Origin of the sequence: Gordonia malaquae (assembly GCF_037148075.1) — a bacterium.
Classification (GTDB): Bacteria; Actinomycetota; Actinomycetes; order Mycobacteriales; family Mycobacteriaceae; genus Gordonia; species Gordonia malaquae.
This window is the reverse complement of record NZ_JBBCUB010000003.1, coordinates 257,200-270,475: the sequence shown is the minus strand read 5'-3', so window position 1 is coordinate 270,475 and position 13,276 is coordinate 257,200. Positions and strand designations below refer to the sequence as shown.

Below are 13,276 nucleotides of genomic sequence, written 5' to 3'. Positions count from 1 at the left end.
GGAGCAGACATGACCACACACATCGACCGGCCGGCCTTCGACACACCGACCATGCCCCTCAGAAAAGTCGACAACGGCTTCTTCGGTCCCGACTCTCCCACCTGGAAGGTGTGGACGTCCCCCACCGCGCTCATCGGATTCCAGCGAGCGGTGACGTTGGAACACTTCGACCCGGCGCTGACCGCATCCGTCGCAGATGTGGGCGGGATCTACACGGACCCGTACGGGCGTCTGGACCACACGTTCGCCTACTTTCTGGTGGTCGCCGTCGGCGACAGCCGCATGGCGGTGACCGCGTCTGATCATCTTCTCAAGGTCCATGCTCAGTCGACCGGAGTCGATCCGATCACCGGGCGACGGTACAGCGCGAACAACCCGGACTCGCAGCTCTGGATCCACGTGACCGGGTGGCACTCCGTTCTCAAGTGCTACGAGATGTACGGCCCGGGCAAGCTCACCGCAGAAGAAGAGAAGCGGTACTGGGCCGATTGCGTGGTCGCCGCCGAGCTGCAGACCTGCCGCCCGTCCGACGTCCCCACCAACCGCGACGAGGTGCGTGACTATTTCGAGACGGTCCGGTCTGGGCTCTGCGTGTCCGAACGTGCGCACCGCGGCATGCACTACCTCCTCCACACACCTATCGATCGTGGGCCTCGAGTGTGGGCGAGCAGTCGGATCGTCGCGCCGGCGGCCATCGCCACCCTCCCCAAATGGATGCGCACAGTCGGCGGTTTCGACCATCCCGCAATCGTCGACGCCGCCTATCCGCCGGCCGTCCGCGCTGCTGTACGTCTGCTCCGCCGCGAGCCCCGACTGACGAGTCGTCTGGTCCGGCGTGCGATCGGCCCGATGACCGGCGCGCTGTATGCGCAGCATCTGTCGAGTCCATCGCCCGACAGCGCAACAACTCCGACCGTTGCGCATGCCCGAGAGACGTACCGACCCTCGCGCGGACCCGCACCTGAGAACGGTGTGCCTGTCGCGTAGTGTTCGACCGCAGATCATTGCAGGAGTCAGGTCGCACCGGAGGTGAGCGTGACGTCGAGTCGAACCAGCGGCGGCTCGCGCAACCGGGCCGAGCATCTCGGACCTGATCGACGCCGGCCCCAGATTCTCGACGCGGCTTTGCAGATAGCGAACGAGGACGGGATCTCCTCCGTGACGATCGCGTCCATCGCATCGTCACTCGATGTCACTCGTCCGGTCGTCTATGCGTGTTTCTCCGGTCGATCAGAGATCCTCGCGGCTCTGATCGATCGAGAGGAGCGGTATCTCGGCGAAGCACTTCCGGGGATCCTGCGCGCTCGAACGGTCGACGCCACCGAAGCTGTGTTCATCGAGGGTTTCCAAGCCCTACTGGCCGCTGTCGCCGCGCGACCGCAAGCGTGGAGACTCCTCTACGGCAACCCTGATGCCGAGGTCACCGAGTTGTTCGGCCGAGGCCGGGCGATCGTGGTCGAGCGATGCCGAGAGTTGCTCGCCCCGACCCTCGACGCGTGGGGAACCGCCGATGCAGAGCTGAAGCTCGCCGCGCTCGTCGAGTTCTGGGTCTCGTCCGGTGAAGGCGCAGTCCGAACACTTCTCGGTGCCGACTCCGACCGTTCGATGACGCCCGAGGATCTCGGCGCGTTCATCGGAGCAGCCGTCTATCGGGGGATGCGTAGCGCATGACCTCGTGCCCGTCCCACGGACCGCGCTAGGGTCGACACCATGCGATACGGGATCTGCATCCTCCCCGACATGCCGTGGCGCGACGCGCGCCCGCTGTGGCAGCGAGCCGAGGAGATGGGCTTCCACCACGCCTGGACGTACGACCATCTCGTGTGGGGCGGGCTGCCCGACGCGCAGTGGTTCTCCTGCACGCCGACGCTCGCCGCGGCGGCGAGCGTCACCGAGCGGATCAAGCTCGGGACGTACGTGATCTCTCCGAACTTCCGTCACCCGGTGAGCACGTCACGCGAGGTGCAGACGCTGGTCGACATCTCCGACGGACGACTGCTGCTCGGCCTCGGCGCCGGCGGAACTCCGGACGACGGTCTGCTCGGCCAACCACCCCTGGCGCCGAAACAGAAGGTCGACCGGTTTCAGGAGTTCACACTCCTGCTCGACCGCACGCTTCGGGACGACCACGTCGACGCCGACGGCGACTACTACTCCGCGCGCGACATGCGACTGGTGGGAGGCGACGTCCGCGCCCGCGTGCCCCTGATCCTGGCGGGCAACGGGCCGCGGTCCGTTCGATTCGCGGCCAGGACAGGCGACGCCTGGTTGACGACCGGACCGTCGACCGACGCGCTCGACGACTGGTTCGCGGCGGTCGCTTCCAACCACGCACTGGCCTCCGACACTGCGGCCGCCGCCGGGCGAACGATCGACACCTACCTGAATCTGGCGAGCGCGCCTGCGTCGGCGCTGGAGTCGGTCAGCCGATTCGACGATCTCGTCGGCCGTGCGGCCGACATCGGCTTCACCGACGTCATCGTCCACTGGCCGCGCGACGACGAGCCGTACCGCGGCGACATCGCTGTTCTGGACGCTCTCGCCGAACGCGGTTTCGACAGTCCGTAGGTCACACCGACGTCGACGAGATGTCGGAAGTGAGGTCGCGACCGCGTGATTCCCGCAGTTGCGAGATGCCGGCGATGGTGATCGCGGCGCCCGCGACCATCAGCAGGCTCAGCGGAACGCTGGAGTCGTCGTTCAGATCCACCAACCAGGCGGCGATCATCGGAGTGAAGCCTGCGCCGAGGAGACTGGCCATCTGGTACCCCATCGACACGCCCGTGTACCGGACCCCGGTGCCGAACATCTCGGACAGCATCGGGGCGAGCGGCGCGTACAGCGCGTTCTGCATGACCATCGCGATCATCAGGCCGACGGTCAGGACGAACACTGAGCCGCTGCCGACCATCGCATAGAGCGGGAAAGCGAAGACGATCGCGCCGACGGCTCCGGCGAGACTGACCGTGCGCCTGCCGAAGCGATCCGACAGCGCAGAGAAGAGCGGAATACAGACCAACGCCGTGAACGAGGTGAACAGCAGCGTACGGACCACATCAGACTTGTCGTATCCGACAGCGGGCCCGTACGCGAGGATGTGTGAACTGATCAACGCGGTCATCACGAACGGCCCGATGCCGACGGCGGTCGCCAGAATCAACGCTCGGGGCTGCCGGAGAACCTGCAGTGCCGGAATCCTCTGGCTCTTGACCGCCGACGCCTCCTCGACAGCCTGGGCGAACACCGGACTCTCCACCACACTCAGCCGCACGTAGAGACCGATCGCAAGAAGGATCGCGCTGATCAGGAACGGGATTCGCCATCCCCAGAGCATGAAGCTCTCATCCGGCAGCGCCGTCACCGCCAGGACGGCGACCGTCGACGCGAGGGAACCGAGCGGCGAGCCCATCTGCATCACACCGGCAAGCGTGCCGCGCTTGTCTCTCTCGGCGTGCTCGATCACCATGAGCGCCGCGCCGCCCCATTCGCCGCCCACCGCAATGCCTTGCACAAGTCGAAGAACGACGAGCAGGATCGGCGCCGCGATTCCGATCGTGTGAAAGGTCGGGAGCACGCCGATGAGGAAGCTCGCCCCACCCATCAGCGACATCGACAGGATCAGCATTGACTTGCGGCCGAGCCGGTCCCCGAAGTGCCCGAACAGGACTCCGCCGAGGGGCCGTGCCACGTAACCCGCCGCAAGAGTGCCGAACGCGGCGATGGTCGACACCGCCCCGTTCGACGACGGGAAGTACAGCCGCCCGAAGACGAGGGCCGCCATCGTGCTGTACAGCAAGAAGTCGTAATACTCGATGACGGTGCCGAGAAGGCTCGACATGACGACGCGCCTCACCTGTCCACGCTGGTCGTGCACTGTCTCGTCGGTTGACGCCGATGATTGAAGGTCGCTCATGGGATTCCTCTTCAATGGATGGGAAACGTCTGGATCGGCAGATGCGACAGCGAAGGCTTCGATGGCCGCCTGGGCAGAGACGGGTCCGAACCCGAGACGCGGCGAAGGCATGGAGGCCGGCGGCCAGATGATCGACTTCCTCGGACACCGTTTTGGTGTCTGCAGCGCGTGCGGCTTCAAGCGACTCCCTCGGGTTCGAAACCGTTGAAGCTGGCTTCGAGAACTTGCCGACGATCGGGGCACAACGCGAGTTGTCATCGGCCTGTTCGGCGACCAACGGAAGGTCAGCCCACCGACACCCGGGCACCCACTGTCTCACCGATGCCGTCGGGACGGATGTTCGGATTCGACCACGACGGCGGCTCCAGCCGCGGCAGCACGCTCGAGCCGTCGAGACTGTGCACGTCCAACTCGGTGTCCCATGGGTAATGGAGGCTGAACGTGACCAGTCCCGTCCGCTCGGACGCAGGCTGCACACACATGGCGAGCACCGTCTCCGCCAAGTACTCGACCGGCTCGGTCTCGAAGCCCTCCGGGATCAGCGCGGCGGCACCGGGAGTCATGATCGCCGTGGACGGTCCCACGACGTTGACCGCGATGTTGTCGTCGACCAGCTCCGCGGCGAGCCCCTGTGAGAATCGATGCAGCGCCGCCTTCATCGACGCGTAGATCACGTCGCCCGCATCCTTGTTGTACTCCCGGAACGGGCGGATCGGATCGAGTCCGGTCGACGATCCGATGTTGACGATCCAGCCTGCCCCGGCCGAGCGCATATGCGGAATCGCGGCCTGCGACAGCGCGAACGGCGCCCGGAGGTAGTGCTCCACAGTGCGGTCGAACGTCGCCATCGACATGTCCGACACCACTGAGTAGTCGGCGTACCCCGCGTTGTTGACCAGTATGTCCAGGCGGCCCGTCTGCTCGACGGTCTCACGGACGAGCCGCTCTCGGTCGGCGGGATCGCTGATGTCCGCGGTGATCACAACCGCCCGGCCTCCTGCCGCCTCGATCAGCGCCGATGTCTCGTCCACAGTGCCGGCCAACGACGTCGCGGTGTCGGCACGAACCGACGGTGACACTCCCCTGGATCGGGCGCTGACCACCACCGTCGCACCCTCTGCCGCCAAGCGTTGCGCGATCCCCCGGCCGATTCCCCTACTACTGCCGGTGACCAACGCGGTCTTTCCGGCCAATGCGGATCCCATTGCGCTCCTGTCATCTCACGACGAGATCGGACTGCCCGACTCGTCGTACACCTGGGGGTGGGCCGTCCGGCCGTCAACTACTACCGACTGATCCCATCCTCCGGGAGCTCTGGCAATCGGAACTGAACAGGCCGTCGATGAGCGCGCGAACGACTTGATCCCGGCTCTGTGTCTCGCGCGATGTCGTGAGGTCTCGGATGAGAGTCGCCACCAGTCTTTCCGCAACAGAATCGTTCGCCCCGAGCGCTGGGCCCCACAACTCACGTTCGACGCCGAGCGCCCCGGATGTTCCCAGCGCCTCCACTGCCTGGGTCGCAAGGCGTGGCAGATAGGGGTCGGCAGACGACGCGTCGACGATCCGAACCACCCGATCGGCAACCGTTCCTCCGCCTTCATCGATCGACACCGGCAGAGCGCGCCACGCGGCGCGGTAGCACTCGCGAAACAGGCCACGCTTGTCTCCGAAATGAAAGTGGACGGCCCCGACGCTGCACTCCGCGGCTCCGGCGGTTCGCGACAACGACGTACGAGCGAACCCGTCGGTCGAGAACAAGCGCGTGGCCTCCAGCACAAGTCTTTCGCGGACCGGGGCCGCAGGGCGCGTCGCACCTCGGTTGACCGTCATGCGCATATCCCTCCAGACAGCCGGTGTCGCCCAAACAGCTGAACAGACCAAAGACTTTCAATTTGCTTGCACGCTATCACTGTACGTGAGTATGTTACCGACCATGATTCATTCAGACCCTCCCATCACCTCGGGCCTACGGCCGTCGCGTACCGGATTCCGCGGGGCGTCCCTGCTGTCCGTGGGTACCTATCGACCGCCTGACACCGTGACGAACGAGAACTTCAGAACGCCCACTGCAAGCGACCCCGACGTCTGGCTCCGACGACGGACCGGCATCAGGAAGCGGCACTACGCACGTGAAAACGACACCGTCGCATCGATGGCTGCCGCGGCCGCGCGACGAGCGCTCGAGGTGGCAGGCGTCGGCGCAGAGCATGTCGACACCGTCATCGTCGCGACGTCGACACACATGCTGTGCACGCCGCCCGCCGCCGCCCAGGTGGCCCACGAGATCGGCACCGCCAATGCCGCAGCGTTCGATCTGGCCGCCGGGTGCTCAGGATTCACCCACGCCCTCGCGGTCGCAGCCGACCTCGTGTCCTGTGGAAGCAGTGAGAACGTACTGGTGATCGGCAGTGAGAAGCTCACCACCCGCCTCGACCTCGATGACATCTACACCGCGCCTCTGTTCGGCGACGGCGCCGGAGCCGTGCTCATCGGACCATCCGACAGGGACGGGATCGGGCGAGTGGTGTGGGGATCGGACGGCGGACGGCGTGACTCCATCACCCAGACCGTCACGTGGGACGACTTCCTCCGCGATCGCCACGCGAGGCCGCCGGTCCTCGCCATGGACGGGCCGTCCGTGTTCCGCTGGGCGGTCGAGCTGGTCCCGAAGGTGGTGAAGGACATCCAGTCCCAGGTCGACGTCGAGATCAAAGCCTTCATTCCACACCAGGCGAACAAGCGGATCACCGACGCCGTCGCCCGATCGACGTCGCTTCCGCCGTCGGTGGCCGTCGCCGACGACGTCACCGCCTCAGGAAACACCTCAGCGGCGTCGATCCCCCTTGCGATGCAGACCCTCCTCGAGTCGCGTGCGGCCGCGCCGGGCGACATCGCCCTCGTCGTAGGTTTCGGCGCGGGACTCTGCTGGGCAGGACAACTGATCGAGCTCCCCGCCTTCCGATCGGCGCACGAACAATCCATTGCAACCGACTCGAGGGCAACCGCATGACTCTCACAACCGACTCCATCGACCAGTTGCTCGGCGACGCCGCCTACCGATACTTCGGCGACGGATTCCGAACCGTCGGACGCTCACTAGAGCCGCTCCGCCAGAGCGACGACCCGCTCGTGTACCACGCGCATGCACGGTTCTCGTACCCGGACACCTGGTCGGTGAAGTCACACTCGTCCACTCTGGTACCCCACCTGAGCAGCGTCGACACACTCATCATCGCCACATCTGCAGCTCAGACCGTGGTCGAGTCCGCCCTCGGCGTCCCCGCCGCGGCTCAACACGTGACGTCGGTGACGATCTCGGCGGGAGGTTCACCTGTCGAGAACCTCGACATGGTCCCGTTCACTCTGCGCCTGGAGCCGGCCGCCACCGATGAAGTCCACTCCACGGTTCACTTCACGATCGCGTCGATGCGTGGTTCCGTCGTCGTGACGCACCCGCACGTCGTCTCGTCCACGGTTCGGGCCGACGCTCACACCTCCGCGCATCTCCAGCCTGACGGGGCCGGGCCCCTGGACAATCATGTGGGCATCAACGACATCGATGCGTCAGACGTCGGAACGGTGACCGGCAAGGCGACGGTCATCGCGACGTCGACAGGCGAGCTGACCATGGTCGACGCTCTCGTCTGCTCGGCGCAGCTTGCGCAGGTCCTTCTGTACAGGCTCGACGGGATCGACCGATCGCATTCGGACACCCTGTGGATGCGGCGACTGACGCTTGCATCCGAGACGGCTCGCAGCGTCTCTGTCGGAACGGAGTTCACACCCGTCGTCACAGCGCGCCGCACCTCCGTGGTCACGATGGGCGGTTCACTCTGGAGGTCAGCCGACCTCGAGCTCACCGGATTCGGCGGTCTCACTGCGACATGCCGCGTAGCCCATCGTCTGCCGGGGGCGACGGTATGACTGTCATTCCGCTCCGCGTGGTGGTCACCGGCGACCCCTCAGACATCGAGAGTGCCGTCCGTCAGCTCTCGCCTGCATTCGGTGCTGTCGTCCCAGCGAGTCCGAGCGACTTTGCGCCAGGCGATCTGTGGGCGGCGATCGGTGAGTCGCTGCGCCGTTTCGATCGGCGAATCGCTGGAGAGGCCCGGCACTCCAGTCTCCTGTCGGCAGGCTCGGTCCTGGACGACTGGGCGGCACTGAACCGACACGTCACGTCGGCCACCGGAAGTCAACGCGATGACGCACGCTTCTCTCGGCGGTATCTGCGAATGCACAGGGACACGTCGATTCGACATGCGCGTGCCTCGTACGACCTGGTGATCATCATCGGAGACGTGACAGATCCCGAACTCGCAAAGCTCATCGACGCGAGCGGCCTGGCGGTCGCGACACCCGCGACGACTGCTCCCATAACTGAGTTCATCCGCCACCTGGAGAAGACCCTGTGACATCTACCCGCACATGGGCGCCTGCCCGGATCGCCGTCTCCGGCACTTACTCGACGGGAAAGTCGAGCCTCACCGAGGCCCTGTCGATCGCGACGGGGATTCCAAGAACTCATGCACTCACGTCGAGGGAGATCCTTGCCGAGATCAATCCGCGGAAGACTGTCAGGGAGCTCGACTCGCTCGAATTGATCGAGCTCGGAATCCGTCGATACTCGGAGCGCCTGACGAACGAGAACGGCATGACCCGGTTCGTCTCCGACGGATCCGTCATCCACGAATGGGTGTACGGTGCGGCGCGTGCTCAGACCGGGATCAACCCCGGAGCGCCTCGGGTCCTCCAGATGCTGACACGGGCAGTCGGTCTCCGCAACGGCGGCGCGTACACGAAATACCTCGATCTGTTCGGCGAACTGGTCTGCGAGCGGGCCTCCTCGATGTATGACGCCTATGTGCATCTGCCCGTCGAGTTTTCGCTGATCGCAGACGGTCACCGTCCAGTGTCTGAACCGTTTCGGGCGCTCTCCGACACGTTGCTCCGGGATGCTGTCAGCACCACCGGGCTGCCGGTTCTGGTGGTCCGCGGTTCGGTGGAGCAACGACTCTCCACCGTCATCGAACACTTCGGGCTTCCTCAGATCACCGAGACTCAGGAGGCCGTGGCCATCGCAGACGAACGCGTCCGGATGGCACACCGGCGTCTCGACGAGGATGCGCGCCGCCGTGCCGACGAGCGCGGACGATCAGTTGTCCGAACGCTCAAGTACGCCGCGCGCTACTGAGAATCTGCGTCCGACAGCAACCCCGTGACCATTGCGACGAGCACTTGCTCCATCTGGTCTCGGTAGCCCGGACGTTCTGGATCCTCGGCGTAGGTCACCGCGCCGTCGAAAACCAGCTCGAGGACCATCCTGGCCGCGACAGTGATGTCGATTCCTTCTCGCAGTGATCCGTCCGCCGCCGCGTTCTCGAAAATCGATTGAACGAAGGGAACCGACTTCCGCTGTTGGATCTCGCGACGCCGGCCCTCCCCTAGTGCTTGTCCGGCCTGGCGAGAGAGTTCGCGCAGCTCGGGGCCCTCTGAGTAGGCATTGAGCACTGCCGCAATCGCTCCATGAATTGCCTGCCGAGGGGTGATCTCCTCCGGCATCACCTCGACGATCGACTCGAGCGCTGCACTGCATCGAGCTTCGAAGACCGCTGCGAACAGGCCCGGCTTATCGGCGAAGTGGTGGTACACCGCGCCTTTGCTCACGCGTGCGACTCGGCCGATCTCGTCCAGCCCGGTGTCGGCGTAGCCGTTGTTGATGAAGGAGTCGGCCGCGGCATCCAGGATCGCCTGCTTTGTGAGTTCCGCATACTCAGCTCGACGCGAACGAGTTCCATCAACCATGTGTGGAAGCGTACCGAAGTGGGCAGTCGATGAACGCCCGCCGCCTCATGGTTTCGTCGGGTTTGCTCTCCGCGCCGGTGCCCCGGCGGCGTCCGACAGGGCGTCGCGCAGCGTGACCAGCGCTTCGGTCCGAAGACCATACGTGTTTCCGAGGACGATCCAGTCGTCGAGCATGGTCTTCGTCTGATGCGTACGTGAGCCGAAATGGGCGCGGAAGTAGTCGTCGACGTCGAAGGGCGCACAAGCCCGCATGGCGCGCAGACCGATTCCGACGATCACCGGATTCACCGACCTCGGCTCGTGGACGCCGTACGCCGCGGCGACCGCTCGGCCGGCCTCGTCAGCAGCCGCGGCACCCGACCGCAACGTCGACTTGCAGATCCGCTGCTCGAACTCGGACACCTGTAACGCCGCCACCATCGGCATCACTGCCGCGGCTGCGAGAAGACCCGATGACACCGACCCGCTCGCCGCCCACCGCTCACCGCCGAAAAGCGTCTGTGCGATCTCACCGCCGACCGGTTCGGCGATGGTGAAGCGCGCCGCTCCCGGCTGCCACCAGTGGGTCATCATTCCGGAAGGCCAGGCCAGGACATTCGGGGTGAGCACAGCCCACCGGTGTTCGCCGGCGATGTCTCGCAGTGCTTCGATCTCGGACGGGACCTGCGACACCGAGGCGAGGACGACGTCCGGCCCCGCTGCGCGGAACAGTTCGGAGACATCCGATTCGATCACCGGCGCAGTGCTGATCACGATGTCCCAGTTGTCGGCGTCGACGTCGCTCACCGGCCACAGTTCAACGCGACGCACACGCGGAGACCGACGGCCCCGCAATCGCGATGCTTGAGCCGTTCTGACGTCGAACATTCCCGTGGACTCGCGCACCCCGAGTGCGACGCGGGCATCCGAAGTGATCGACGTCGCGAGTAGGCGCGCTATCGGGCCACTCCCGATGATCAAGACACGTGGACCCCCACCAGCACTGTTCACATACGAAAGTATGTCACAGGTCTGACGTATCTATTGCGGCATGAGCCCGGGACGGCACGCTCTTTGTGCCAGAACCGGGGAGTCGGGTCAGCCGCGTGCTTTCACAGCGTTGGCGGCGAGGTACGCGCCGTACAGGCCGAGAGCGACGAAGCCCGCCTTCCGGGTCTTCGGGATGGCGATCGCCGTCCCGATCAGCGTCTCCGCGGCGCCGTTCACCTGGATCGCCTTGGCAGTGTCGTCGGGGAACGCCGCCGCGGTGATGCCGTGAAACAGGCCCGGCGCCACGAAATGGGCGACACCTGTCGCCGCCAGTCCGATCCCGCCGATTGTCACCAGTTGCTCCGACATCATCCGTCTCGCTCTCGTTCGCGGCGCCGTCGACGACGGCGGCTCGTAGACCTGTCTACCCGAACATGTTCCGTACGTGGACGTCCTCGGTGAACTCGCCCGCCGCTCCGCAAATCTCCTAATTCTACTGAACAGCGTGAGTTTGACTTCGACGAGTGCAGGTACAGACAGTAGGAGTGCCTGAGAACCAGGTTCCGGCCCGGTGACGGGCCGGTGATCCGAGGGAGATTCTCTCGGTTGGAAAGGTAATCGTGCAGCGAAAGAGGATCGCGATCATCGGCGCGGGGCCGAGCGGAATGGCAGCCCTGCGAGCGTTCAAGTCGGCAGAACGAGGCGGCACCGACGTGCCCGACGTCGTCTGTTACGAGAAGCAGGACGACTGGGGAGGACAGTGGAACTTCTCCTGGCGCACCGGAACCGACCGCTACGGTGAGCCCGTCCACTCCAGCATGTATCGCAACCTCTGGTCGAACGGCCCGAAGGAGGCGCTCGAGTTCGCCGAATACACCTTCGACCAGCATTTCGGCCGCCCCATCTCGTCGTACCCGCCGCGTGAGGTCCTGTGGGACTACATCAACGGTCGCGCCGCGGAGTCGGACGTCAAAGATGCTGTGTTGTTCGCACACGCCGTACGTCGTGTGGAGTTCGACTCCGAGTCCGAGCGTTTCACCGTCACCGTCGACGACTTGCGCCACAAGGCCACGATCACCGAGGTGTTCGACGAGGTCATCGTCGCGACCGGGCATTTCTCCTTTCCGAACGTCCCCGACTTCGAGGGCATCGGCACGTTTCCCGGTGAGGTTATCCACGCGCACGAGTTCCGCGGCGCGGAACGCTTCGCCGGACAGCGGCTGCTCCTCATCGGCGGCTCCTACTCGGCCGAGGACATCGGCATCCAGTCGCACAAGATGGGCGCCCGCCAGGTCACGATGAGCTACCGGACGCAGCCGCAGGGCTTCGCCTGGCCCGACGGAGTCGACGAGGTCCCCGAGGTCGCGCGGTTCGACGGGCCGGTGGCCCACTTCGTCGACGGAACGTCACGCGAGTTCGACGCCGTGGTGTTGTGCACGGGGTACCTGCACCATTACCCGTTCCTGCCGCACGAGTCGCGCATCGACTCCCCGAACAACTTGTATCCTGACGGCCTGTACCGCGGCGTCACGTGGCAGAAGAATCCCCGCCTGCACTATCTCGGCGCCCAGGATCAGTGGTTCACGTTCAACATGTTCGACGCACAGGCATGGTTCGTCCGCGACCTGATCCTCGGACGCTTCGCGCTTCCCGACGCCGACGAGCGTCAAGCGCACATCGACGAGTGGAAGAGCGCGTACGCGGAGGTCGCGACCGACGAAGCCGCCGTGCGCTTCCAGGCCGACTACATCCGCGACCTCATCGAGCAGACGGACTACCCGATGTTCGACCTCGACGAAGTGGTCGCCACCTTCCTCGCGTGGAAGGCCGACAAGAAGGTAGACATCCTCACCTACCGGGACAAGGCGTATCCCTCGGTGATGACCGGAACCATGGCAACCGTCCACCACACCGCATGGATGGACGAGCTCGACGACTCCCGAGAGCGGTACCTCTCGACTCAGCTCGACGCGGACGAGGCGTCGGAACCGGTGTCCTGACCGTTTGCGCTCGGCCCCGCGCACCGGCGGGGTCGAGCGTGCAGCGTCGCAGCCCTACCGAGGATCGACGCGGAACACCGAGCATCGGCCGGCGAGCGCTTCGAACTCGTCGGGGCGTCCTTCCGTGACCAGGCCGGAACTCCGCATGAACTCGACTCCGGTGGGGACCAGCGTCGGGAACTGTCGCAGAAGAGGACGAGATTCCTCCACGGACATCTCGACCAATCGGACGGGCGTCGATCGCTTCCCGAGGCCCACGGTCGCATCGGGCCGTGCCTGAGCGTTTCGCACCCAGTCCGCGCCGGGAAAACCGCCGACGATGTACCGGTGACCGTCGACGATCATCGGCGTCACCGGGGTCCGACGTTCTTTGCCCGACTTCCGTCCGACTGTCGTCAAGATCAACGGGCCCTTGTCGCCGCCCACCCCGAGACGACCGAGCAGGATCATCACCTTGTTGATCGGCTTGAGCCACCACGGAGGTGTCGGGTTCGGCGTCGTTGCCACGGTCATCTCACTCTCGTCGGCGACTGATCTGCGCCAACCAACCTACCGGTGGCGTCCACGCCCTGGGCGTCCGTTCCCGCTCACG

The 13,276-nt window shown here is 65.4% G+C and carries 15 protein-coding genes; 8 read left to right on the top strand and 7 right to left on the bottom strand.

Annotation, left to right across the window (positions count from 1 at the left end; genetic code table 11):
* Nucleotides 1-9: 9 nt before the first annotated feature.
* From WFK36_RS13310 to WFK36_RS13300, 3 genes are read left to right on the top strand one after another with little or no spacing between them, the layout of a single operon-like run.
* On the top strand, nt 10-987 hold the full coding sequence (locus WFK36_RS13310) for an oxygenase MpaB family protein (protein WP_336792237.1): 978 nt from the start codon (nt 10-12) through the stop codon (nt 985-987).
* A 48-nt stretch (nt 988-1,035) separates the two neighbouring features.
* Nucleotides 1,036-1,671, top strand: coding sequence for a TetR/AcrR family transcriptional regulator (locus tag WFK36_RS13305; protein ID WP_336792235.1), 636 nt, complete (start codon nt 1,036-1,038; stop codon nt 1,669-1,671).
* A 39-nt stretch (nt 1,672-1,710) separates the two neighbouring features.
* Nucleotides 1,711-2,568: an LLM class flavin-dependent oxidoreductase gene (locus WFK36_RS13300; protein WP_336792233.1), complete on the top strand. Its 858-nt coding sequence runs from the start codon at nt 1,711-1,713 to the stop codon at nt 2,566-2,568.
* A gap of 1 nt (nt 2,569) precedes the next feature.
* On the opposite strand, the gene WFK36_RS13295 is transcribed toward WFK36_RS13300, so the two are convergent.
* The 3 genes from WFK36_RS13295 to WFK36_RS13285 all read right to left on the bottom strand — a co-directional run bounded on the left by WFK36_RS13295 (nt 2,570) and on the right by WFK36_RS13285 (nt 5,743).
* The gene (locus WFK36_RS13295; protein WP_336792231.1) at nt 2,570-3,913 is read right to left on the bottom strand and encodes an MFS transporter; all 1,344 of its coding nucleotides are present in this window, start codon (nt 3,911-3,913) and stop codon (nt 2,570-2,572) included.
* A gap of 284 nt (nt 3,914-4,197) precedes the next feature.
* The gene (locus WFK36_RS13290) at nt 4,198-5,118 is read right to left on the bottom strand and encodes an SDR family NAD(P)-dependent oxidoreductase (RefSeq protein ID WP_336792229.1); all 921 of its coding nucleotides are present in this window, start codon (nt 5,116-5,118) and stop codon (nt 4,198-4,200) included.
* 73 nt (nt 5,119-5,191) lie between these two features.
* Nucleotides 5,192-5,743 carry a TetR/AcrR family transcriptional regulator gene (locus WFK36_RS13285; protein WP_336792227.1) on the bottom strand — a complete coding sequence of 184 codons (552 nt, stop codon included), beginning with the start codon at nt 5,741-5,743 and terminating at the stop codon, nt 5,192-5,194.
* Between the two features lie 91 nt (nt 5,744-5,834).
* Here WFK36_RS13285 and WFK36_RS13280 point away from each other — a divergent pair, with 91 nt between their 5' ends.
* The 4 genes from WFK36_RS13280 to WFK36_RS13265 are packed head-to-tail and all read left to right on the top strand — an operon-like array spanning nt 5,835 to nt 9,104.
* The gene (locus WFK36_RS13280) at nt 5,835-6,923 is read left to right on the top strand and encodes a beta-ketoacyl-ACP synthase 3 (RefSeq protein ID WP_396248919.1); all 1,089 of its coding nucleotides are present in this window, start codon (nt 5,835-5,837) and stop codon (nt 6,921-6,923) included.
* The gene (locus tag WFK36_RS13275) at nt 6,920-7,837 is read left to right on the top strand and encodes an AvrD family protein (RefSeq protein ID WP_336792226.1); all 918 of its coding nucleotides are present in this window, start codon (nt 6,920-6,922) and stop codon (nt 7,835-7,837) included. Before WFK36_RS13280 ends, WFK36_RS13275 begins: the two co-directional genes overlap by 4 nt.
* Nucleotides 7,834-8,325: a hypothetical protein gene (locus WFK36_RS13270; protein WP_336792225.1), complete on the top strand. Its 492-nt coding sequence runs from the start codon at nt 7,834-7,836 to the stop codon at nt 8,323-8,325. The genes WFK36_RS13275 and WFK36_RS13270 overlap by 4 nt, the downstream gene beginning before the upstream one ends.
* Nucleotides 8,322-9,104: an AAA family ATPase gene (locus WFK36_RS13265; protein ID WP_336792224.1), complete on the top strand. Its 783-nt coding sequence runs from the start codon at nt 8,322-8,324 to the stop codon at nt 9,102-9,104. The genes WFK36_RS13270 and WFK36_RS13265 overlap by 4 nt, the downstream gene beginning before the upstream one ends.
* Here the strand turns inward: WFK36_RS13265 and WFK36_RS13260 are convergent.
* The 3 genes from WFK36_RS13260 to WFK36_RS13250 all read right to left on the bottom strand — a co-directional run bounded on the left by WFK36_RS13260 (nt 9,098) and on the right by WFK36_RS13250 (nt 11,056).
* Nucleotides 9,098-9,715: a TetR/AcrR family transcriptional regulator gene (locus WFK36_RS13260; protein ID WP_008381932.1), complete on the bottom strand. Its 618-nt coding sequence runs from the start codon at nt 9,713-9,715 to the stop codon at nt 9,098-9,100. The genes WFK36_RS13265 and WFK36_RS13260 overlap by 7 nt on opposite strands.
* Nucleotides 9,716-9,760: 45 nt before the next feature.
* A complete protein-coding gene (locus tag WFK36_RS13255; protein ID WP_336792223.1) occupies nt 9,761-10,501 on the bottom strand; it encodes a hypothetical protein in 741 nt (246 codons plus the stop codon).
* 291 nt (nt 10,502-10,792) lie between these two features.
* Nucleotides 10,793-11,056: a hypothetical protein gene (locus WFK36_RS13250; protein WP_008381936.1), complete on the bottom strand. Its 264-nt coding sequence runs from the start codon at nt 11,054-11,056 to the stop codon at nt 10,793-10,795.
* 248 nt (nt 11,057-11,304) lie between these two features.
* Between WFK36_RS13250 and WFK36_RS13245 the strand changes: the two genes are divergently transcribed.
* The gene (locus WFK36_RS13245; RefSeq protein WP_336792222.1) at nt 11,305-12,684 is read left to right on the top strand and encodes an NAD(P)/FAD-dependent oxidoreductase; all 1,380 of its coding nucleotides are present in this window, start codon (nt 11,305-11,307) and stop codon (nt 12,682-12,684) included.
* Nucleotides 12,685-12,738: 54 nt separating this feature from the next.
* Here WFK36_RS13245 and WFK36_RS13240 read toward each other — a convergent pair whose 3' ends face one another.
* Nucleotides 12,739-13,197, bottom strand: coding sequence for a nitroreductase family deazaflavin-dependent oxidoreductase (locus WFK36_RS13240; protein ID WP_336792220.1), 459 nt, complete (start codon nt 13,195-13,197; stop codon nt 12,739-12,741).
* Nucleotides 13,198-13,276: the final 79 nt, after the last annotated feature.